Origin of the sequence: Marinobacter subterrani (assembly GCF_001045555.1) — a bacterium.
Taxonomy (GTDB): Bacteria; Pseudomonadota; Gammaproteobacteria; order Pseudomonadales; family Oleiphilaceae; genus Marinobacter; species Marinobacter subterrani.
This window is the reverse complement of record NZ_LFBU01000001.1, coordinates 3,190,161-3,212,755: the sequence shown is the minus strand read 5'-3', so window position 1 is coordinate 3,212,755 and position 22,595 is coordinate 3,190,161. Positions and strand designations below refer to the sequence as shown.

Below are 22,595 nucleotides of genomic sequence, written 5' to 3'. Positions count from 1 at the left end.
GAACGGTACCGCCTGCCTGCTGGCAGCGGGGAATCGATTATGAGGCATTGTGACCGGGTACGGCTATCAGTTGCTGAATCCGCTCGTGCAACGAGACCCCGAATGCGCCATCGGACAGAGGGTGGGCAATTTCCGGCACCGCGTGGCTGCTGCCAGTGCTGGCTGCAGCCAGATCAATCATCCTGGGTTCTACCGGGTGCTTGTCGGCATCCAGCAGAATTTCCACCCTCGGCTTCAGCTTGCGCCCCGGGTGGGTGGCGACCACGATGGCAACCTCCCCTGTGGACAGTTCTACCAGACTGCCGGGCGGATACACGCCAACCATTCGTATAAACGCCTCCACCATACTGGCGTCGAACTGTTGGCCCCGGTTTCGGTAGAGAATGCGGATGGCGTCGGATGTCGGGAGCCCGTCCCGGTAGCAGCGGTCACTGGTGATGGCATCGAAGGCATCGACGATCGATACCAGCCGGGCAAACCGGCTGATCTGCCACTCCTTCAATTGCTGCGGGTAGCCGCGACCGTCCATCCGTTCATGGTGATGGCAGGTTACGTCGCTGATGATCGGATCAAGGCCCGGATCGGCCCGGAGCAGTTCATACCCGAGTGTGGTGTGCTGGCGCATGACGGTGTATTCATCCGGAGTCAGCGCGCCCGGCTTGTTCAGGATCTCGTCAGGCACCTTGAGCTTGCCGAGGTCGTGCAGAAGCCCGCACATGCCCACGGTCTCCAGGTCGTCGTCCGGCAACCCCAGGAAGCGGGCGAAGGCGACGCAGAAAATCGCCACCCTGAGGCAGTGTTCCGCGGTATAGGCGTCCCGGGATTTGATCCGGCTCATCCAGAACATGGCGCTGGCGTTGGCCTTCACGCTCTCGACGCATTCCCGGATGACCGGGCGGGCACTCTGGAGATTGAGGTCGTTGCCCGATTCAATCTGTCGGGTAACCTCCTCGACAAACGCCTGGGTCCGGCTCCAGGTCTCTTTGGCGCGGGGGATTTCCTGAGCGAGGGTGCGCGTTTCGGGCAGTGGTTCCGCGGTGCGCCGCATCCGCAGCGAGGCCTCATCCAGCACCGGGTCCAGGCGATCTTCTTCATCTTCCACCAGCACCCATTCACAGTACTGGCGAAGGATCTGCGCCTGCGCCCCATCGGTGAGGGTGAACCCCTGAAACAGCACGGGCACCTGGGTCCAGGGTCGGTCCAGGCTGACAATTCGCATCCCTGCCTTCAACAGATCGACAGGAAGCCTCACCCGCTGAAGGGTTGCAACGGGTGTTTGGGCACTTCCGGGAAGAACGCGCGGCGAACTGCCCGATGTCCGGGCCGGTTTGCTGGATTTACGTCGGAACCACATGGCTCTACCAGACTTCTGATCATTTGCGCCGATTATGTCAGACCTGACAGGCCTGTTACAGCGGAGTGCCAGAAGTGTGACGCAGTTCCCTGATCCAGATTAGCTTTCAGGTGCGTTCGGCGACCGGAGGGATGCCAAGGCGGGGAATTTCCTGCTTCGGGCAGCGATCCATCACCACCGTCAGGCCGGCGGTTTCGGCCCGGGCCGCACCGTCCTCGTTGATCACCCCGATCTGCATCCAGACCACCGGAATCGTCAGGCCAATGGCCTGGTCAATCACCGCATCGGTGCGCTCGGGTGCCAGGAACAGGTCAACCATGTCGACCGGTTCCGGCAGGGCACTGAGGTCGGCATAGACGGTTTCACCAAGCAATTGCTGGCCCGCGAGGCGGGGATTCACCGGGATAACCCGGTAGCCGTGGGCTTGCAGGTAGGCCATCACGTCATGGGAGGGCCGGTTGGTCTTTTCACTGGCGCCTACCAGAGCAATGGTTTTCACGGTTTGCAGAATATGGCGTAGCTGTTCAGGGTTGTTGCTCGGCATAGCCTCAAAACGCTCTTGCTGGATTAACGGTGTGCCTCAAGGCAGACAGACACGGATTCGGCATAGCGTAGCGCGTGGGGCTTGTCGATTTCCACCTGCGCCCACTGAACCGCTTCATGCTCCATGACGATGGTCAGTACCTCGTGGGTCAGCCGCTCCAGCAGCGCGAAGCGGTTACCATCCACGTGGTGGATGATCTGCTTGGTGATGGTGCGGTAGTTCAGGGCCGCCGAGATTTCGTTACTGTTGACCGCCTCGGTGGCATCATAAGTGAGGCAAACGTTGATCAGCACATCCTGCTGGTTGTTGATCTCCTCCTCCTTGATGCCGATGTAGGCCCTGAGCAGAAGATCCTTGATACGGACCTTGGCCTGATGGTTCCCGATAATCTCTGTCATACCCTCACCCTCCGGTTCCCGGGTTTCAGCGATTGCTGCTGATCAGGTTCAAAAACTCGGTTCGTGTGGCCTGGGATTTGCGGAACTGGCCAAGCATCATCGAGGTTTTCATGCGGGAGTTCTGTTTTTCCACACCGCGCATCATCATGCACATATGCTGTGCCTCAATCACCACGGCGACCCCTTTGGCATTGGTGACGCTTTCGATGGCTTCGGCGATCTGCCGGGTCAGGTTCTCCTGGATCTGCAGGCGGCGGGCGTACATGTCCACAATGCGGGCAAATTTTGACAGCCCCAGCACCCTGCCCTGGGGCAGGTAGGCGATGTGGCACTTGCCGATGAACGGCAGCATGTGGTGCTCGCACATGCTGTAGAGCTCGATATCCTGAACCACCACCATCTCGTCCATGGCCGATTCGAACACGGCATTGTTGACCAGGTCGCCGAGATCCTGCTGGTAGCCCCTGGTCAGGAACTGCATGGCCTTGGCCGCGCGCAAGGGAGTGTCTTGCAGACCTTCGCGGTCGGGATCTTCGCCCAGGCCGTCAATGATGGCCCGGTAGTGGCCCGCGAGGTCGTCAAGGAGTTTGGTCATAATCGTTTCCGGTTAGCTGTGTCATACAAGGGCCAAAGCTTAAGGCAATTTGCCCGTCATCTCTACGATTTACGGGCACACGTCGGGAAAAGACCACTTTGGCCGCAATGCCCCGTGGCTGGCGCGGTTCCGCTATGGCAGAGGGCGCCGGATTGATCTAAAGTTTCAGGCTGTAAACAGTTGCCGGGGACAGGGCATGGAACAGGTAATTACCAACGCCACTGGCGCAATCGCTGCCGGGCGCGAGACAGACACCCTGGAAGGGTGGCAACAGGCGGGCAAATGGTTCAGCTATGAGGGCCATGCCATCTTCAGTCGCATGGCGGGCCAGGGCGAGCCGCTGGTTCTGGTGCACGGGTTCCCCACTGCCAGCTGGGACTGGAGCCGCCTCTGGCCCATGCTGTTGCAACAGCACAATCTATTGACCCTGGACCTGCTCGGTTTCGGCTTTTCCGACAAGCCATCAGACTACGACTACAGCATTGAAGACCAGGCCGATCTGCTGCAGGGCTGGATCGAGGGGCTGGGGCTGCCGTCGGTACACCTGTTTGTCCACGATTATGGCTGCAGCGTCGCCCAGGAACTGCTGGCCCGGGAGCAGGAGGAAGGATTGCCGTTCCGCATTGCCAGTGTTTGCTTCCTGAACGGCGCGCTCTTTCCGGAGGTGCATAACCCGTTACTGATCCAGAAACTGTTGCGAAGCCCGTTTGGCGGGCTGATCAGCCGGGGGCTTACCCGGCGCAGTTTCGAACGCAGCTTCCGCCGGTTATTTGGCAGCCAGAATCCCCCGGACAGTCAGGATATGGAAGATTTCTGGCATCTGCTGACCTACAACAATGGTCGGGGTATCCTGCACCATCTGATCCAGTTCATGGAGGAGCGCCGGTGCCACCGCAACCGCTGGGTCGGCGCCCTGCAGAAGGCGAAACAGCCCATGCGGTTGATCTCCGGTACCGCTGATCCGGTGTCGGGGGCGGCCATGGCCCGACGTTACCGGGAACTGATTCCCGACGCCGACGTGGTGTGCCTGAGGAATATTGGCCATTACCCCCACTTCGAATGCCCCTGGGATGTCTTCAGTGCCTATCGGGATTTCCGCAAGCGCCTGGCCCCGTAGTCGGTCATCAACATGGAGGGGCGCCGCCGGCTCAACTGGCCGCCGAATCGGGCATTGCCCGGCCCCCCTGGCCAATGGCCGGCAGCGGCCGGGCCGCGTTAACAACCTGGTTGCGGCCCTGCGCCTTCGCCTCGTAGAGCGCCTGATCGGCCCGGTTCAGCCATACTGACCAGGTCTCCCCCTTGCTCACTTCCGCCACGCTGGCGCTGGCGGTCAGCTTGATATCGTCCAGGAAAGGCCGGGCACTGACACTGCTAAGCAGCTGGTGGGCCAGGGCGTCGGCGTCTTTCTGCCGGGTTTCCGGCAGTACAACCATGAATTCCTCGCCGCCGATCCGGAACAGCTGGTCGCTTTCCCGGAGCCGTTTGCGCAGCCGCAGTGCCAGCTCCGTCAGCACCTTGTCACCGGCCAGGTGGCCCCATTGGTCGTTGATGGTCTTGAAGTAGTCCAGGTCGAGCAGGATCAGGCTGGAGACCCGTTCGTACCTTTCGCGCATCTGGATCTGGCTGTTGAGAATATCAGCCAGTTGCGAACGGTTCAGGCAGCCGGTCAGCGGATCTGTGGTGGCCAGCCGGGTCAGTTCCTGCTGGAGCTTGCCCACCAGCCAGGCAAAGATCATGGCAAACAGACAGGTCAGACCGAGGGAAAAGGTAATTCGCCAGAAATCCGCTTCCGGAAAGCGCAGGAACGACACCACCGCCATGATCACAACGAACACAATGTTGGTACCGATGGCTTCTCGCAGGGGCAACAGGAAAAACAGGGCAGCGGCTGCCGGATAGGCCCAGTAGAGGCCGGCATGGCCGTTGATGTGTGTGGAATAGGCGGCACATACCACGGCAAGCAGGGGGAACAGCCGGCCTTTCAGGAAGTAGGTGTCGCGCAGCCGGAGAAAGCCAATGACCAGCAGCGCATTGGCGCAGAACAGGATCAGCATGGCGGAGAGCAGGTAGTGCGACTGCTGCCACTGCACCATGACCAGCGGCGCAACCGCGATGAATGCCCAGAAATGCAGGTGATAGACAAGCTGACGCTTGAAGCCAAGTACTGCCAAAGTCGGATTGGAGGCGAGCGTATCGGGTGGTGCTGACAAATTCACAGCCTACTCCTGCTGTCTGGTTCTTATCCGCCCGCGTCCATCGCGGGGACAGTTCTGAATTCTGACACGATCATAGGCCTAATGAAGCAGATTACCTTGTTTATGGCCACTATTAGTTTTGTTCAGTTGGCCGGGCCCTGTCCACTTCGCTAAACTTCGCGGTTGATTCAGGGAGCACGTGCAGGGAGCCCGATATGACCGCTATTCACACCCGCGAACCGGCACTGACGATCCGTGCCGGCCGGCGCGCCATGCAGCGCCTGAAGGACAAGCCCCTGTCGCCGGGGGATGTCCATGTCATTCCCGGTGCGGCAGGCGGTCCCAAGGCGCTCGGCATCAGTGGTCTGGACAAGGCCATTTTCGGCGACTGGCTGCCCCGTGCCCAGCAAGTGCGATCCCTGATTGGCTCGTCCATCGGCAGCTGGCGGTTTGCCGCCGTGGCGTCGTCGAATGATCCAAAAGCCCAGCTTGCCCGGTTGGCGGAGCTTTATACCTGCCAGCGTTTCGCCAGGGGCGTCAGTGCCGCAGAGGTCAGCCGCAAGAGTGTGCTGTTTCTGGAAGAGCTGCTCGGTGGCCGGGAAGATGCCATTCTCAATCATCCCTGGTACCGGCTGAACGTGGTGGTCGTTCGCAGCCTTGGCCGGCTCTCCGAAGACGCACGGGGCCGGCTTGGGCTTGGCCTAATGAGCGCCATCAGCGCCAACATGGTCAGCCGGCAACGCCTGGGCCGGTTCATGGAGCGGGGCATCATTCACGACGCCCGGCTGAGAACGCCGGTGTCCAGACTGGTGGACTTCCCCAGCCACGAAGTAGCCCTGAGCCGGGAAAATCTGATGCCTGCGTTGCTGGCCTCGGCGTCGATTCCGCTGGTGATGTCCGGTGTGCGCAATATCCCCGGGGCGCCGGAGGGAGTCTACCGGGATGGCGGCCTGCTGGATTATCACCTGGACCTGCCCTACGAACAGCCGGGCGTGGTGCTTTACCCGCACTTTACTGACAGGGTAATTCCCGGCTGGTTCGACAAATCCCTGCCCTGGCGGCGCGGTGATGCCAACCGGTTGCAGGATATCCTCCTCGTTGCTCCGTCAAAATCCTATCTGGCCTCCCTGCCGGACCGTAAGCTCCCCGACCGCAAGGATTTTGAACGCTACGCCGGGAATGATGCGGGTCGGGAGAATGCCTGGCGGTCGGCCATTTGCGAGAGTGACCGGCTGGGCGATGAGTTTATGGAACTGGTGGAAACCGGGCGCCTGCCGGAGGTTGTCAGGCCTCTGTGACCCTGGAGCGCAGCGTCGGCACCCAGAGTGTCTATACTGAAGCGAATGGATAACCCGAGGAAGGCGATATGTCAGACGACAAACCGGTAGTGGCCAGCAAGACTCCGTTTTCGGTCATGGTGGAGGCCGGCAAGAACTACTTCTGGTGTGCCTGTGGCCGAAGTGACAACCAACCCTTCTGTGATGGCTCCCACAAGGGAACCGGTTTCACCCCGGTAAAATTCGAGGCCGAGAAAAAAGAATGGGTCTGGTTTTGTGGTTGTAAACAGACCGGTAACGCCCCGCTGTGTGATGGCACCCATAAGACCCTTGGCGAGTAGCCCTGGCCGAGTACCACTAGCCCAGATGGTGCAGCGTACTGATCCGGAAACCTGAAAGTCCGTGGATCGGGTCTTTCAGTGCCCGGACCCGGAGTACCACCGGAACCTGATGCTCCTGATCCCGGTGCAACAGGGGAAGGTCCATCCGTTCGATGGCGCTGTCACTGCGGGCGGCGGTCAGGGTGCGCCTGAAATTATCCTGAAAGCCGGGCGGCACCAGTTCCTCAAAGGCGACGCCAGCCAGATCGACTGGCGCCCGGTCGAGCAGCTCCGCTATCTGCGGCGAGGCGAAGCCGATCCTGCCATTCTCATCCAGTTCCCAGATCACCGCTCCGGACAACGCCACCAGATCCCGGCTGCGTTGCTCGCTGTCATTCAGGGCATGCCGGAGTATGGTTTTCTCTATCTGAAGATTGCTGATCTGATGATCGGCCCCGGCTTCCCGACGCTGCAGTTCGCCGATTCGCAACGCCTGCCGGTATAACCGACGATTCAGCACCAGGGAGAGCAGGCCGGCCAATGTGCACAACGCCAGACCGGAAACCCAGATGGTCTGTCGGGCCGCCCGGCCGGCTGATTCGAGAAGGTCCGGAGTGGGCAGTGTCGTCAGCATCCAGATCTGATCCTGCGGGGAGACGATGGTACGCAGGGCCCGGGTGGGATCCACTGGCCCGTTTGCGCGGATCTCCATAAGTGGCATCTTGGTATGACGTTCCAGGGTGTCGATTCGCAGACCCAGGGAATCCGGCAGGGCATCGTCAAACAGGCCCTGGAGCCAGAGGGCAGACGGTTGTTCGGTGTCTTCCGGTACATTGGCCAACAGCCGATTGACCAGCGCCTGATGCTGGACGTGATAGCGGGTCTCGGCGCGCGCCATGGCCCGCTTCGTTTCAATGTTTGCGGTAATCCAGGTTGCCAGCAACCCGGCCGTGACCAGAACCAGGGGAACCCAGAGCGCTGGCCATAACATGGGTTTTCGGAACCGTGCAGAATCTGAGCTTTCCATGCCTGGCATCCTTTGCGGCAGGGCGTGCGCCCTGATGGTAGCAACTGCCGGTGTTTCTATACTCTAGTCCAGCGGCCGGCCAGAGGGAAACCCTCAGATCCGGCTCTTGCCGGCTGCGCCATATACCAGCAGGAACGTGGCAAAGGCGGTGACCACAATCGACGGCCCCGCCGGCGTGTCCAGGTGCCAGGACAGGCTCAGCCCGCCGGCCACCGCAACAAAGCCGAACACTACGGCCAAAGCAACCATGATCTCCGGGTTCCGGGCGAGCCGTCTGGCGGTGGCTGCTGGAATAATGAGCAAGGCGGTGATCAGCAGCACACCGACTATTTTCATGGCCACTGCAATCACCAGGGAAAACATCAGCATAAGCACCAGCCGGAGGCGCTCCACCGCAATGCCTTCCACCCGCGCCAGTTCCTCGTGGATGGTGCTCATCAGCAACCCTCGCCAGAGCACAGTCAGAAGGCCCAGAATGACAATCGCGCCGCCGTAGATCCACAGGAGATCGTCCTGTCGCATGGCCAGAAGGTCGCCGAACAGCAGGCCGGTAAGATCCACCCGGACGTCGGGCATGAAGCTCAGGGTCACCAGGCCGATGGCCAGGGCACTGTGCGCAAGAATGCCCAGCAGGGTATCGGTGGCCAGGGCCCGGGTGCGGGAGAGCAGCACCAGGGCGATCGCCAGAACCACACAGGTAATGATCACCCCGACGTTCAGAGGCACGGTGATCAGAAAGCTTAGCGCGATACCGAGCAGAGCGGAGTGCGCCAGGGTGTCGCCGAAATAGGCCATGCGGCGCCAGACCACGAAACAGCCCAGGGGGCCTGCGACCAGTGCCACCCCCAGGCCGCCAATCAGGGCGCGCCAGAAAAAATCGTCCAACAGGGCGTCAATGATGGGCATGGTCACATCCCTCATGCCCGCTCCGGTTGCCCTGCTGTCCCCGGGCAACCACATCGCCATGCAAATCATGGGAATGGTTGTGGTGGTGATGGTACACCGCCAGGGATTCCGCCACCGGCCGGCCAAAAGTTTCGATAAAGGCCGGGTCCCGGGAAATATCCGCAGGGTAGCCGCTGCAGCATATATGCTGGTTCAGGCAGATGACTTTATCGGTCGCCGCCATAACCAGGTGTAGATCGTGGGAAATCATGATCACACCGCAATTCAGGTCGTCCCGCAGTTGGCGAATCAGATCGTACAGCGCTGCCTGGCCGTTGATATCGACTCCCTGGGCCGGTTCATCGAGCACCAGCAGATCCGGCTTGCGGGCCAGGGCGCGGGCCAGCAGCAGCCGCTGCTTTTCGCCCCCGGACAGGTGGTGCACGGAGGCATGCAGCAGGTGCCCGACCCCGGTTCGGGCCAGCGCCGACTCGCAGTCCGGTAACGGCCTGCCGCTGAGCAGCATGAACCGCTTGACGCTCAGCGGTAGCGTTGTTTCCAGGGTCAGATGCTGCGGGACGTAGCCGATCAGCAGATTTTTCTGTCGTGACACCTGGCCACCCGAGGCCTTCTGGATTCCGAGAACCGCCTTGATCAGCGTGGTCTTGCCGGCTCCGTTGGGGCCAATGATGGTGATGATATCGCCGCGGTGCACGTTCAGATTGACCCGGTCCACCACCGGCCGGTCATCAAACCGGACCGTGAGATTGTCCAGGGTTACCAGTGATTCAGTCATGGCAGGGCTCCGCCTGGCAACGGGGACACAGGCCGGCGATCTCCAGGGTGGTGCTCTCGGCCCTGAAACCCTCGCCGGCCGCTGCTTTACGTACCTCGGAGGTGAGTGCTGGCGCAGTCAGCTCCAGAACGTTGCCGCAGGCGCGGCAGATCAGAAACATGCCAGTGTGGCTTTCGGCAGGCCGGGTGCAGCCGACAAATGCATTCAGCGAGGCGATCCGGTGCACCAGGCCGTGTTGCTGCAGAAAATCGAGGGCCCGGTAGACCGTGGGCGGCGCCGCATTGTGGCCATCAGAGGACAGCTCCGCCAGAACATCGTAGGCCCCCAGGGGTTTGTGGGATTGCCAGACCAGCTCAAGAACCCGTTCCCGGATGGGCGTCAGGCGGGCACTCTGCTGTTGGCAGATTAACCTGGCGTCGGCAAGCGCCTGGCTGACACAGGCATCGTGGTTATGGGGCCGGTAGGGAATGGCTCGGGCAGACATGGCGGAGATCCTGCAAAATTTGCAACATTATAACATTTGCAGAAATCCCTGCCATGGCGGTGCGACCGGCCGGCACGGCAAGGTCAGTGGAGGGATGCCTGGACGAGGGACTCCAGGAACGCCAGATTGGGAATCCAGGCGATGTCGCCGTCCACTTCAACCTGCATCAGGTCGGCCGGGCCGGGTTCGCCATCCAGTTTTCTGACCTGTGCCTCGGTCAGACGGGCCTGGCTGGGGATGCCCTGGGTCACCAGTGCCATGAACGGTACTTCCTTGTGATGGTCGCCGATGCTGTTGAGCACCACGATCCGCCCACGGTTGTCTCCGGGGACTGTGAGTGCGCCGCCGTTGGCGGCATCGTAGGAAATTACCGGCAACTGCAGCCCGCGCCAGTCCAGGTAACCCACCAGCCATTCCGGCGTGTTGGTAGCGGCATCGCTACTGGCGTAATCGACCACTTCGGCAATCGAGACGTTGGGCAGCAATAATTGGCGACCGCTCATGGGAATCATGACGCAGGAAAGGGTTTGGCTGGTGTCATTCATGGCGTGTTTCCTCAGGCGGAGTCGCGTTTCTGCCGGCCCTTGAGCAGGCAGGATTCTTCAATGGTTTTTACCAGTTCCCGGGCCAGTTGCTCGGGGGTGCCGCAAAATCCGGTGCAGCCGGTCGCGGCCACGGAGTCGGGCATCGAGCTGTTACCGCAGCTGGCGCTTTCCTGAACCCAGATCCGGCTGCCGTAGGCTTTCAGAAGCGGTGCGGCAATAGCGCCGTCATTACCCATGCCGGAAAAAAGAATGGCATGGCAGCGTGGGCCATAATGGTCCGCGACATTCAGTAGCACCTGGTCTATCGAGGGACCATAGGGCCCGGGCCAGTCGCTGCTGGTTTCTGTCAGCGCCCCCTGTTCATTCAGCTTCCATTCGTGTTCCACCGGCATGAGTACCACATCGCCGTTTTTTACCCGGTAGCCTTCATCCGGCCGTTTGAGCTTGTAATGGGCATGGCGGCCCAGCACCCGGGTGAGCACCTCAGTGAAATTGCCATCGATGTGCTGGGCGTAGATAAAACCCACGGGCAGACCGGCCGGAAGGTGATCAAGGAAGGTCTTGACCGCCGCCGGGCCACCGAGCGAGGCGCCGAGAATCCAGACCTCCTCCGCCACGGACCCGGGAACCGCCGGGCTAATCCAGTGGGGCAGATCCGGCGAGGCAAGCGGCGTCAGAGTCTCCTCCGCCAGTTGCTCCAGCGTCGCCTCGGAATCCAGCTCTTCCAGATGCCCAAGCTGTTGCTCCAGCTTACCCAGCAGCCGGCGTTCCCAGCGAAAATACTCGGTGCAGCCGGGCTTGGGCGCTTCGTCCAGTCCGAACAGCACCGGCGCTTCGGTGTTCTCCAGAAGGTGATCGAACAGCACCGGGTGATCGGCCTCGTCTTCCAGGGTTACCAGCCAGAGGCTGGCATCCGGAAACGCCGGATAACCCTGGAGCCGGTCCGGGTCGCCGGAAAAGCAGACCTCGAGACCGAACTTGGCGGTGGCCGCCTGCAGGCGATGGCGCTGCAGGACCACATCCGAGACAATCCCGACCCGCGGCCTGGAAGACTGACCGGCCATCACTGCTTTCCGGTCAGCCGCTCAATCGTCTCAAGCAACTCGGTTTCCTGGAATGGCTTGCCGAGGTACTCGTTAACGCCGATGGCGAGCGCCCGCTCACGGTGCTTCTCGCCGGTCCGGGAGGTGATCATGCAGATCGGGGTATCGCGCAGGTTGTCGTCATGGCGCACGAAACTGGCAACCTCGAAGCCGTCCATGCGTGGCATCTCTATATCCAGAAGAATGATGTCGGGCTTGTGGTCCTGAAGCTGGGCCACAGCATCCAGACCGTCTTTCGCGGTGATGACTTCCATGCCGTTGCGCTCCAGCAGTCGCGAGGTAACTTTCCGTACGGTAACCGAATCGTCCACCACCATAACCACGGTGGCCTGTTCCTCAAACCTTGCCGACTCGCGGGCTTTCTCGAGATTGGCCAGGCGCTGACGCTCGGACAGGATGTCCGAACGGATCATCGCCGGCAGGTCGAGAATCACCACCACGTTACCATCACCCAGGATGGTGGCGCCGGATACGCCCCGCACAGTACTGAATTGCGGTCCCAGGGATTTAACAACGATTTCCCGGCTGCCCATCAGGTGATCAACCTGCAGGGCCATGGGCTGTTCGGCACCGCGCACCAGAATCACCGGCAGTGGCAGGGCCTGGCCCTGCAGCTTCGGGTGGTGATCACTGTTCAGCAGGCTGCCAAGGTACTGGAGCCGGTATTCCTGGCCGGCATACTCGTACATTGGTGCGTCCGGCTTGTAGTGCTCTTCGAGCTCGTAAGTGCTGACCCGGACAATACCTTCGATGGTGTTCAGCGGAATGGCGTAGAAATCCTCGCCAGTGGAGACCATTAGCGCCCGGTTGACCGATACCGTGAACGGCAGGCGGACGGTGAAGGTGGTACCGCGACCTACCGCGGAATCGATATCCAGACTGCCACCGAGCTGCTTGATCTCACTGGCCACCACATCCATGCCCACACCGCGGCCGGAAATCTGGGTCACCTTCTGCGCGGTCGAGAACCCGGGCTGCAGGATGAACTGCAGGATTTCCCGTTCGGACAGGTCCTCATCCTTGCGCAACATGCCCTGGCGAATGGCCTTGTCCCTAATGACCGAGGAGGGAATGCCGGCGCCGTCGTCCATCATGCGCAGCACCACATCACCACCTTCACGGGTCAGTGACAGGGTGACCTCGCCGGTTTCCGGCTTGCCGGCCTGTGTGCGGTCGGCCGGGCTCTCGATGCCATGGTCGAGGGCGTTCCGTAGCATGTGCTCCAGCGGCGCAATCATGCGCTCAAGGATGTTGCGGTCCATCTCGCCCTCGGCGTTACGGACATCAAACTCGACTTTCTTGCCAAGCTCACCGCTGATCTGGCGGACGATCCGCCGCAGACGGGGCACCATGGAGGCAAACGGAATCATCCGGGTCTTCATCAGACCTTCCTGAAGCTCCGTATTGATCCGGGACTGCTGGACCAGCAGGGTTTCGGTATCCCGTACCCGGTCAGACAGGGTTTCCCGAAGGTCGGCCAGGTCAGAGGAGGACTCTGTCAGGGCCCGGGACAACTGCTGGATGGAGGAATAGCGGTCCATTTCCAGGGGGTCAAAATCGTCGCCATAATCCGGGCCGTGTTCCTTTTCCGCACTGAACAGAATCTGGGCCTCGGTCTCGATTTCCATCCGGCGCAGCTGTTCGCGCAGACGCTCAATGGTGGCCGCCATTTCGTCCAGGGTGTGGCCGAAGTCACTGGTCTGCTGCTCCAGCCGGCCCCGGGTGATACTGGTCTCACCTGCCAGGTTGACCAGCTCGTCGAGCAGTGGCGCGGAGACCCGGATGGTTTCCTGGGCAGCACGCTGGGCGTCTGCGACCTGCTTGCGAACCTTGGCCGGCGATTTGCCCGGCTTGGGCGCCGGCGGAGCCGGCTGTTCGGCCTTGGCCGGCTCCCGGGGCTGTTCCGGTTCGACGGCGGCTGGCCTGGGCGTTTCGGCCTGAACCGGCTCCGGCGCGGGGGCACCGGATTCAAACCGTTTCCGGATATCAGAGACCAGGGCAATAATCGCATCGTGGTCTTTGGTAATGGCCTGCCATTGTTGCTCATCGGGCGCATTGCCGCCCAGATCAATCAGGCGGGTTTCAAAGGCGTGGGCCTGGTCACCAAGCCGGGTGAGCTGGGACAGGCGGGCACCACCCTTGAGGGTGTGCAACGCTCTCTGGGCTTCCTGATTGAAGTTGTGGTTTGAAGGCTCCTTGCGCCAGTCATCGAGCAGCTGTTCCAACTGATCCATGATCTCACCAGCTTCCTCCAGGAAGATTTCCAGAACTTCCGGATCAATGGCCTCCTGGCCGGCTTCGTCGGGTGCGTGCCGCTGCGTAGGAGAGTCCTCGGCGGCGATGTCGTGGGCCGCCCGGAATTCGGCAAGAAGGCCGGCATCAGGCCCCGGCTTGCTGCCTTCTTCCAGGCTGCGAAGCATGGCCTTCAGGCTGGCCAGTGCCCGGTCGCTGAGACTGAGCAGGACTTTCTGGTTGTTGGCCCCGGAAATCAGCGGGTCGAGGGCATCGGACCAGGCTTCGGCCAGATCGGCAATCGGGTCCACGTCTGACAGGCGCGCCCCGCCTTTCAGAGAATGCAATTCCTGCTGAAGCTGGGTTAGGCCGGTCAATTCTTCCGGCTCGTCCCGCCACTGGTCGAGACACTCACTGATGGCGTCCTGGATCTCCAGGCCCTCGTCCAGGAAGATGCCGATCAGGTCGTCGTCGCTGGCCCGGGCCAGGGGCGGCATGGGCTCGCCCCGCAGCAGGGATTGAACCCGCGCCACCAGTTCCTGCGCGGGCGGGCACGGCTTCTGGGTAGCGACCTGTTCGACCATCTGGGCCAGCCGGTCATGGCAGGCAAACAGCAGGTCGTTCATGCTTTCGTTGGCGTCAAGCTGGCCTTCGGCAACCTTCTCGAAGAGGTCCTCAAGTACGTGCGTCAGGTCGCCGATGGCGTCGACACCAGCCATTCTGGCGCCACCCTTGAGGGTATGCACATCGCGCTGGAGTTCAGCCGCCACTGCCCGGTCCGAGGGGTTTTCGGTCCAGGTGTGCAGGGCACTGCCCGTCGAGTTGATCAGGTCGTAGGCTTCTTCCAGGAAAATGCCCAGCAGTTCCGGATCCAGGTGGGAAAGGTCGGTTGCGCCTTCCTCCTCGTCCGGCTCCGGTTCGGCGGCCGCTTCTGCCGCTTCAGGTTCTTCCGGCTCGTCAAGTTCTGCCAGCGGCGGCTGCTCCCCGGAGCTGTCCTCCGGGTTGCTCTGATCCTCGCCGGTACTGACGTTTGTCACCGGTCGTGTTCCGGTGGCGCTGTCCATGTAGGCCTGAATCTCGCCGATCAGGTCCGGGGCCGGGCGCGGTGTTTCCCGGGCTTCCATGTTCTCTACCATGCCAGCCAGGCGGTCGTGGCACCGGAAAAGCAGGTCTGACAGATCACTGTTCACTGACAGCCGCTGTTCGGTCAGCCCTTCAAACAGATTTTCCAGTTCGTGGGAGAGGTCGCCAACCGCCGGAATATCTGCCAGCCGGGCTCCGCCCTTGAGGGTATGCAGGTCCCGTTGCAGCAAACGGAGGATATCGAGGTTGCCGGTATTCTCGCTCCAGCTCTGGAGCGCCTCGGCAGTACTGTCTATGAGATCCCGGGCTTCCTCCAGGAAGATTTCCGCCAGTTCCTCGTCCATCTCGTCGTCGGATTCTGACATTTCCGGCAGGGGCGGTTGCTCCTCCGCGGGGCGCGCTTCCTCCGCAGGCGCCTCGAGTTCTTCCATATCGAAACTGAGGTCGATTTCTTCCAGGTCGTCAGTGAACTCCTGCTCGAAGGCATCCGGTTCGGCGCCTTCCTCGGCCGGCGACTGCCGCAAGGCCTCAAGGCTGGCAACCAGCTCGTCACCGGACTCGGTGGCGAGCCCGGCGGCGACCTGGTCCATCATGTTAATCAGTTGTTCGTGACCAGCGCGGAGTGTCTCAAAGAAACCGTGATCCGGCGCTTCCTTGTGCTCGGCGACCGAATCATAAGTCTCTTTCAGCGCCCCCGAGAGGGCCGCCACGTCGGTAAGACCGGCATCGGAAGAAGCGCGGGTGAGCTGCTCCAGTTCTGACCGAAGCTGATCCAGGGCACCGGTGTCCTCGGGGTTAGCCGCCCAGTGCAGAAGAATCCGGTCGGCATCGAGAACAATATCCAGGCCTTCATTCAGGAACAGCTGAATCAGCTGCGAAGGTGCTTCCGGCTGGTGCTGCTCGGTTCGGTCTTCGTTGTGAACGCGCAGGGTCTCATCCGTGAGGCGCTCCAGCTTTTCAAGGAACGCTTCGGTACCCGGCAGGGAGGTCTGCGGGTTTTCGCGAATCTGCGCCAGGCCCCGGGTCAGGAAATCGCAGGCCGCCTCGACCAGTGACAGCACCTCGCGGTTGGCCCGTTTGTTCTGGGCCCGGGATTCCTTGACGAACCGCTCCAGCGGCGTGATGACTGCCGCGATGGGTGCAATGCCGGCGGTATGGGCGCTGCCCTTGAGCGTGTGCAGGGCCCGGGAAAGGTCGTCGGTATAGGTGACGGTGGTTTTGTCACCGGCTGTGGCCAGGAAGTCCTTCAGCGTTTGCAGGTGGGTCTCGGTTTCGCTCTCGAAGATATCGAGCAGAACGGGATCAACCGCACCGTCGTCGACCTCCGCCCCTATGGCCTCGGATTCGGCATCAGGCATTGTGCTGGCATCCGGAATTTCACCGTTGGCCAATGCGTTGGCCCGGGCCTCAAGGTTCGAGGTATCCAGGGAGGGTGCCCGGCGCTTTTCGAAATCGTCGACCAGGGCCGGAAGATTAGCGGTGACGTCCTCCAGCAGGCCGGCGATGTCGTCGTTCATGAAGATGCTGCCGTCGATGACCCGGTTCAGCATGTTTTCGACCGACCAGGCCAGCTCCCCGACTGCCAGTGCACCGACCATCCGGCCGCTGCCCTTCAGGGTATGGAAGGCCCGGCGGACTTCCGACAGCGCACTGCGGTCATCGTGTTGGCGAAGGAGCATGGGCAGGTATTCGCGGATGGTGTCCAATACCTCGCCGGCTTCCTCGACAAAAATCTCCAGGATCTCATCGTCGATCAGATCGTCGTCATCGCCGGTTTCCTCAACTGCACTGGTGTCCGCTGACGCAAGGTCGGGTTGTTCGTCAACCGTTGGCACATTGGCCTGCTCTTCCGCAACGACCGGCACGTCTTGCTCCGGACCCGGTTCGCCGTCTGTCCGGCGGGTGGTTGCCATGGCCTCGGCGCGTTGAATAAGCTCAGCAACGTCACCGGCGGTCTGGCCGGCCTTGAATTCCCGAATCAGTGAGGGAATACGGGCGTTGACCTCATCCACCAGGTTAAACATGTCGTCCGTCGGGCGGATGGTCTGGTCGATGACCCGGTTAAGAAGGTTTTCCACCGACCAGGCCAGTTCCCCGATGCTGGTTGCGCCGACGAGGCGACCACTGCCCTTGAGGGTGTGGAACGAGCGGCGAACTTCGGTCAGGGCCTCACGGTCGTCATGATTCTGCCGCAGGCGCGGATAGAATTCATGAATGGTTTCCAGCACCTCCTCGGCTTCCTCAACAAAAATACCGAGGATTTCATCGTCCAGAAGCTCTGAATCCGAGCTACTGCGCGGTTCGGATTCTTCCGGGCTGGCTTGTGGAAGCTCTTCAACCGGCTCAACCAGTGGAATGTCTTCGGCGGCGGATGCCGACCAGGTGGGCTCGGCGCCAACCGGGAAGCCAAGAGACGTCAGGCTGTTCTCGGCCACCCTGAGGATGGAATCGTTTTCGCCGATCCCCTCGGCAAGACGCTCAAGGTAGTATTCGATGCTGGTTACCGCATCGGCCAGGATGTCGAGCTGTTTCCAGTCCGGCACTTGTTTGCTGTCCAGGAGTACATCGGTTATGTAGCGCTCGGCCGAGGCCAGCATGTCGGCAACGCGCTCCAGCGGGATCAGGCTGAGACCGCCGCGAATACTGTGCAGCAGGCCGGGCACATGCTCTATTTCCCGGGTGTCCCATTGTGAGGCAATGAAATTCACAATAGCGGATTTGACCTGTTCCAGGGTATTCCGGGATTCTCTCAGCAGGGCGCCGCTGGCTTCTCCCAACTCGCGAGAGCCCAGGTTGACCGGGGCATCGGCAGCTTCATCACCGGCTGTTTGGTTATGGCCTTCGGCGTCCAGACCGGCCAGGCTGGCCTCGACATAGAGCAGGGCGCCGGCAATGTCCATCAGGGTGCCGTCATCGACCGGCTCTGTCTGGGTGCTGAGTTTCTCGACCAGTTCAACCTGTTCGGTGACCACTTTGCGGGGTATGCCAAGGCCGAGCACCGCCAGGGTGTTGGCCACCTGGCGCAATCCCGGCAGCAGCTCTTCCAGCTCGCTGTTCTGGCGCAGCTCTGAGCGTACGTACAGGTCGAGCTGATCTTTGAGCTTGGCCAGTTCTTCATTCAGTGCTCCGACCACCGAATGAATGGCATCGCGGCCCGGGCCGGAAACCCGGGATCGGGCGGCCACCACGTCGTCTTCCGAGGGCAGGGCCTGGTTAAGCTGGTAGGCATCCCGCAGCGCACTGATCTGCGGGGACTCCAGATCCCGGGCCCGGGCCACGTAATACAACAGGTGCTTGAAGAGGGCTTCCGGGACGGGCTGCTGGAGAACATCCGCATGTTCGTCGGTCAGCCGGCGTACTTCGTTGTCCAGTTCCCGCAGCAGGGATTTGGCCGCGGCATTCACCGGGTTGACGTTTGCCTGCAGGGTCTCGATGAAGGCGCTGGCGGCTTTCCAGAGTTCGCCCCTGGGGGTTTTCTGGCATAACCGGACTAGCCGCTGGATAACCTTCTGCATGTAATCAAAATGGGCGGCGAGGTCCGCTTCCCGGATAACCCCGGCCAGGGCAAACTGATACATCTGCCGCAGCTTGCGGATATGGCCGAGTACCGTCGGGTCCTGCAGGCGCTGTGATACCTTGCCGGAGACCCGGATACGGGCCGGGCTCAGGTCGGGCTTGAACAGGGAGGTGTCGGACAGCAGGGGCTCGCCGCGGGCGGCCCGGAGGTCATTCAGCAGCGGCAGCAGCACCATCGGGAAATCGTCCTGGCTGCTGGCCAGGTGTTCGAGGTACTGGGGCAGTTGAAGAATCGCCTGCATCAGTACTTCGACCGCTTCATCCACGCTGGCGACAGTCTCGTTCAGTACCGCCTGGGTGAGCTTTTCCATTTCCTCGGTGAGCAGGGCTGCACCGTACAGCTCAACCATTTGCAGGGTGCCATGTACCTGATGGAGATAATTCAGGCAGAAGCGCAGGCGCGCAGTGTCGTCACGATTTTCGACATACGCTTCCAGTGCATGCTGACCCTGGGTCAGCGTGTCCTGTATTTCGCCCCGAACCCAGTCGAGGGCGATGCTGTCATGGTGATTGCCCATAACCACTCCGGTTATTCTTCGTCAGTCTGGCGTTTGATCCACGCCAGCACATGTTCCGAGGGAACTCTCTGTAACCCTGGAGGCTGCCAGTCGGTCAGCTCTCCCTGGCCCAGAACCAGCAACCCCCCGGGCGCCAGCCGCTCTGCAAGCCGCTTGACAATTTCGCGCCGGCGCCAGCGGCGAAAATAGATCAGCAGATTCTGGCAGAAGATAATGTTCATCCCGTGCATGGGTGCCTTGTCGAGATCCAGAACGTTCAGTCTGGTAAAGCACACCCGGTCACGGATGCTGTTCACTATTTCGACAGTATTCCGCTCGGCCGGGCGGAAGTACCGGGATTTCATGTCCTCGTCCATTCCCAGCAATTTGCGGGGATTGAACCGGCCGTTCCGGGCCTTGTCGATCGCAGGCTTGCTGATGTCTGATCCGGTCACACCGAACAGTGGCGGCAACGCCAGCTGGCCCATGCATTCGTTCAGTACCATGGCCAGCGTGTAGGGCTCTTCTCCGGTGGAGCATCCGACACTCCAGGCTTCGAGCGGTCGTTTTTTCAACGGCTCCCTTGGCCTGGTCAGGACATAGTCGGAAACCAGCCGGAAGGCATCAGCATCCCGGAAGAACCGGGTTTCCTGAACCGTCAGCCTGTCTACCAGCGTTGACCATTCCCGGACCGCGTCAGGCCCGGAAACGATCTGTTCGTAATAGGCCTGATAACTGCTGCAGCCGATTTCCCGCATCCGGATGCCCAGATTGGTCTCCAGAAAGGACCGGCGCTCGGCCGACAGGGTTATGCCGGTGCGATGCTCCAGCAGGGTCTGCCACTGGCTGAACTGCGCCTCGTCCATATCCGGAAGTCGGCGCAGCGACCAGATGCCCGCGGCGGGTGACAGGTTGTTATGCATCTGCGCCATAAACCGTCAACAGCCCTGGAACGGAAATCAGCCCACCACCGGAACGTCGCTGTCTTCCTCTTCTTCCTGATCGGCCTCGTCTTCTTCCGGCAGGGTGAAGCCAGCAACGGAGGACCGCAGCTCGGATGCCATCTCAGCCAGGTTACCGATAGACTTCGCGGTGGCGTTGGTACCGGAGGAAGTCTGCGAGGTGATTTCCTGGATAACGTTCATGGTGTTGGAAATGTGCGCTGCAGAGGACGACTGCTGTCGTGCGGCGTTGGAGATGTTCTGGATCAGTTCCGCCAGAGACATGGATACGTTCTCGATTTCCTCGAGGGCGATACCCGCGTCCTGGGCCAGACGGGCACCACGGACCACCTCGGCGGTGGTGTGTTCCATGGAGATAACCGCTTCGTTGGTATCCGACTGGATCGTCTTGACCAGTGCTTCAATCTGCTTGGTGGCCGCAGAAGAACGTTCCGCGAGGCGCTGAACTTCGTCCGCAACCACCGCGAAGCCCCGGCCTGCGTCACCGGCCATGGAGGCCTGGATTGCCGCGTTCAGAGACAGGATGTTGGTCTGGTCGGCGATGTCGTTGATCAGCGATACGATGTCACCGATTTCCTGGGAGGATTCACCCAGACGCTTGATCCGCTTGGAGGTTTCCTGGATCTGCTCACGGATGTTGTCCATGCCGCGGATGGTGTTCTGTACCACTTCCGCGCCTTTCTTCGCGATTGCTACCGACCGTTCCGCAACCGCAGAGGATTCGGCGGCGTTCGAGGATACCTGGTCGATGGACACCGCCATCTCGTTCACCGCCGCAGAGGCGCCGGCAATTTCCTGAGCCTGGTGCTCGGACGCATCCGCCAGGTGCATGGCTGTGGCCTGGGTTTCCTGGGCGGCTGACGCCACCCGTACCGCGGTGCCACGAATCGCCTGTACCAGACCACGCATCTGGTCGATCGCGTAGTTGATGGAGTCGGCGATGGCACCGGTAAAGTCCTCGGTGACCGTGGCCTCAGTGGTCAGGTCACCGTCGGCCAGGTCGGCCAGTTCGTCCAGCAGGCGCAGGATCGCATTCTGGTTCTGTTCGTTCTGTTCCTGGGTGGTTGCCAGTCGGGCCTGGGCTTCCCGGTACAGGGCCAGACCGATGAACACAACAATCGCGACCATGGCGGCCAGGATCGCAAAGGCCAGGGTCGGGCTGATCAGTCGCGAGCCGGACTGACTGCGGAAATTCTCGGCGAGCACGGACAGCTCGGAAAGCAGGACTTCTGAGTTCTGGAAGATGTCACTGGCGGCGGTACGTACCTTGAAGAGGTCGGGAGAGGCTTCAAGGATGGCATCGACGTTCTGGGACACGAACTCGAACAGCTCAGCGACGGCTTCCAGGCCGTAGATGGCATCTTCATCGGTTACCTTCGAGATGCCCATGGCTTCGTTGCCGTTAAGCTGGCCATCCAGAACGCGCCCGAACAGGCTGGCGTCCCGGCCGAATCGGTCAGCGGCAATAACCGCGTCTTCGTCACCAGACAGTACGTTGTTAACCGATCGTACAATCCGCTCAGCCAGCAGGGACTGACGCTGTGCCAGCGCGATCTGCTCGGCCGGCGCGTTGTTGTCCAGCAGGATCTGCACGATGTCATCGTACTCCACCTGCAACTGCGGGATAGTTTCGTTCAGAGTCTGGGCGACTTCGTGGAGGCCAAGTACGGCTTCCTGGGTGGACAGGATGCTATCGGCATTTTCACGAACGGTGTTCCAGTTCTCCTGTACACCGCTCTGCTGAGCCAGTTCGCTTGGTGGCAGGCCGGTTTCCGGGTTGCCCTCGGTCACGTTCGTCCACAGCTGCTGGAATTCGTCACGGGAGCGTCGCAGCTGGTTGAATGCTTCGGCGGTGCCACCGGCCGCCTCGGTCGCGTTCTTCGCAATCTGCTGCGAGAGCACTCTGAGCTCGGCGGTGTTGGCGATATATTGCTGATCGTTCTGGCTGTTTTTGTTGATAATGAACAGCACCACAACGAGCAGGACGGTGAGTGCGATCAGTGCGGCGATCAGGCCGGCAACCAGCTTGTTGCCTCCCTGTCCCTTACTGAGTCTTCCGGCTCTGTTCTTCATTTTCTGGCTCCCGGCCTCTTCAAGAAATTGGCAAGTTTGTTTTAACGGGTTTCAGGCGGTCAGGGTGATGTTCCTGCCATTGTCACCACCCTTACCACTGTGCGACGTCCAGGAAGCGTTCGTCCTCGAGCAGGTCGACGGCCGAAAACACTTTCCAGACTTCTTCGTTGCGCTCGTAACCGCCTGAGACAAACGGCCGAACGTTTTCAGGTACGCCTTCCGGCGCATCCTTGAAACTGTCTGTGGCGAAGTACTGCATGCCCAGTACGCTGTCGACCACGAGCCCGCTGAAAATATCGCCCTGCTCAACCACCAGGACCCGTCGCTCCCGCTGGCTCCGGGACGAGCGGGGTATCTCGAAAAAACCGGCGAGATCAATGAGCGGGAGGAGGCGGCCACGAACATTCGCGGCGCCGAGCAGAAACGGGCGAACCCCCGGAATGTGGGTAAATCGGGGGACGTGGAGGATTTCAGTGACTTCACCCATGGGGGCAACGTAGCGCTCACCTGCCAGAACGAAGCCGATGCCGTTCCAGAGTTCAACGGCTTCCTGTTGTTCCGGCAGGCCGGCGGCCATGGACCGGCTGCGCTGGGCGATATCCGTCAGAACGGCAAAAGGGGCGGCCTGGGCGGACATGCTTACTCCACG

The 22,595-nt window shown here is 61.2% G+C and carries 18 protein-coding genes; 3 read left to right on the top strand and 15 right to left on the bottom strand.

Translation table 11 applies throughout. The features are described 5' to 3' along the window. Nucleotides 1-37 precede the first annotated feature (37 nt). The 4 genes from msub_RS14925 to folE form a co-directional block, all read right to left on the bottom strand. Nucleotides 38-1,354 (bottom strand): HD-GYP domain-containing protein, encoded by a 1,317-nt coding sequence (locus tag msub_RS14925; RefSeq protein ID WP_048496743.1) that lies wholly within the window; start codon nucleotides 1,352-1,354, stop codon nucleotides 38-40. 106 nt (nucleotides 1,355-1,460) lie between these two features. Further along, nucleotides 1,461-1,898: a CoA-binding protein gene (locus tag msub_RS14920; RefSeq protein WP_048496742.1), complete on the bottom strand. Its 438-nt coding sequence runs from the start codon at nucleotides 1,896-1,898 to the stop codon at nucleotides 1,461-1,463. Between the two features lie 23 nt (nucleotides 1,899-1,921). After that, nucleotides 1,922-2,296: a dihydroneopterin triphosphate 2'-epimerase gene (gene folX, locus msub_RS14915; protein ID WP_048496741.1), complete on the bottom strand. Its 375-nt coding sequence runs from the start codon at nucleotides 2,294-2,296 to the stop codon at nucleotides 1,922-1,924. A 25-nt stretch (nucleotides 2,297-2,321) separates the two neighbouring features. Continuing rightward, nucleotides 2,322-2,891, bottom strand: coding sequence for a GTP cyclohydrolase I FolE (gene folE / locus msub_RS14910; RefSeq protein WP_048496740.1), 570 nt, complete (start codon nucleotides 2,889-2,891; stop codon nucleotides 2,322-2,324). A gap of 196 nt (nucleotides 2,892-3,087) precedes the next feature. Between folE and msub_RS14905 the strand changes: the two genes are divergently transcribed. Then, on the top strand, nucleotides 3,088-4,008 hold the full coding sequence (locus msub_RS14905) for an alpha/beta fold hydrolase (RefSeq protein WP_048496739.1): 921 nt from the start codon (nucleotides 3,088-3,090) through the stop codon (nucleotides 4,006-4,008). 31 nt (nucleotides 4,009-4,039) lie between these two features. On the opposite strand, the gene msub_RS14900 is transcribed toward msub_RS14905, so the two are convergent. Continuing rightward, nucleotides 4,040-5,107, bottom strand: a complete 1,068-nt coding sequence (locus msub_RS14900) for a GGDEF domain-containing protein (RefSeq protein ID WP_048496738.1) — start codon at nucleotides 5,105-5,107, stop codon at nucleotides 4,040-4,042. A 194-nt stretch (nucleotides 5,108-5,301) separates the two neighbouring features. Here msub_RS14900 and msub_RS14895 point away from each other — a divergent pair, with 194 nt between their 5' ends. Then, nucleotides 5,302-6,384 carry a patatin-like phospholipase family protein gene (locus tag msub_RS14895; RefSeq protein WP_048496737.1) on the top strand — a complete coding sequence of 361 codons (1,083 nt, stop codon included), beginning with the start codon at nucleotides 5,302-5,304 and terminating at the stop codon, nucleotides 6,382-6,384. Between the two features lie 68 nt (nucleotides 6,385-6,452). Beyond that, a complete protein-coding gene (locus tag msub_RS14890) occupies nucleotides 6,453-6,704 on the top strand; it encodes a CDGSH iron-sulfur domain-containing protein (protein WP_048496736.1) in 252 nt (83 codons plus the stop codon). Between the two features lie 16 nt (nucleotides 6,705-6,720). Here msub_RS14890 and msub_RS14885 read toward each other — a convergent pair whose 3' ends face one another. From msub_RS14885 to msub_RS14840, 10 genes are all read right to left on the bottom strand, one after another. Next, a complete protein-coding gene (locus tag msub_RS14885) occupies nucleotides 6,721-7,710 on the bottom strand; it encodes a PAS domain-containing protein (protein ID WP_048496735.1) in 990 nt (329 codons plus the stop codon). A gap of 93 nt (nucleotides 7,711-7,803) precedes the next feature. Continuing rightward, the gene (locus msub_RS14880) at nucleotides 7,804-8,616 is read right to left on the bottom strand and encodes an iron chelate uptake ABC transporter family permease subunit (RefSeq protein ID WP_048497145.1); all 813 of its coding nucleotides are present in this window, start codon (nucleotides 8,614-8,616) and stop codon (nucleotides 7,804-7,806) included. Continuing rightward, entirely contained in the window at nucleotides 8,603-9,391 is a 789-nt protein-coding gene (gene znuC / locus msub_RS14875; protein WP_048496734.1) for a zinc ABC transporter ATP-binding protein ZnuC, read from the bottom strand. Before znuC ends, msub_RS14880 begins: the two co-directional genes overlap by 14 nt. Continuing rightward, nucleotides 9,384-9,875, bottom strand: a complete 492-nt coding sequence (locus tag msub_RS14870; protein WP_048496733.1) for a Fur family transcriptional regulator — start codon at nucleotides 9,873-9,875, stop codon at nucleotides 9,384-9,386. Before msub_RS14870 ends, znuC begins: the two co-directional genes overlap by 8 nt. Before the next feature lie 83 nt (nucleotides 9,876-9,958). Further along, entirely contained in the window at nucleotides 9,959-10,420 is a 462-nt protein-coding gene (locus msub_RS14865) for a chemotaxis protein CheW (RefSeq protein WP_048496732.1), read from the bottom strand. 11 nt (nucleotides 10,421-10,431) lie between these two features. Further along, nucleotides 10,432-11,484, bottom strand: coding sequence for a chemotaxis protein CheB (locus msub_RS14860; RefSeq protein ID WP_048496731.1), 1,053 nt, complete (start codon nucleotides 11,482-11,484; stop codon nucleotides 10,432-10,434). Further along, on the bottom strand, nucleotides 11,484-18,932 hold the full coding sequence (locus msub_RS14855) for an Hpt domain-containing protein (RefSeq protein ID WP_048496730.1): 7,449 nt from the start codon (nucleotides 18,930-18,932) through the stop codon (nucleotides 11,484-11,486). The genes msub_RS14860 and msub_RS14855 overlap by 1 nt, the downstream gene beginning before the upstream one ends. 11 nt (nucleotides 18,933-18,943) lie before the next feature. Next, nucleotides 18,944-19,843 (bottom strand): CheR family methyltransferase, encoded by a 900-nt coding sequence (locus tag msub_RS14850; protein ID WP_048496729.1) that lies wholly within the window; start codon nucleotides 19,841-19,843, stop codon nucleotides 18,944-18,946. A gap of 27 nt (nucleotides 19,844-19,870) precedes the next feature. Then, entirely contained in the window at nucleotides 19,871-21,946 is a 2,076-nt protein-coding gene (locus tag msub_RS14845; protein ID WP_048496728.1) for a methyl-accepting chemotaxis protein, read from the bottom strand. A gap of 91 nt (nucleotides 21,947-22,037) precedes the next feature. Continuing rightward, entirely contained in the window at nucleotides 22,038-22,583 is a 546-nt protein-coding gene (locus msub_RS14840; protein WP_048496727.1) for a chemotaxis protein CheW, read from the bottom strand. Nucleotides 22,584-22,595 lie beyond the last annotated feature (12 nt).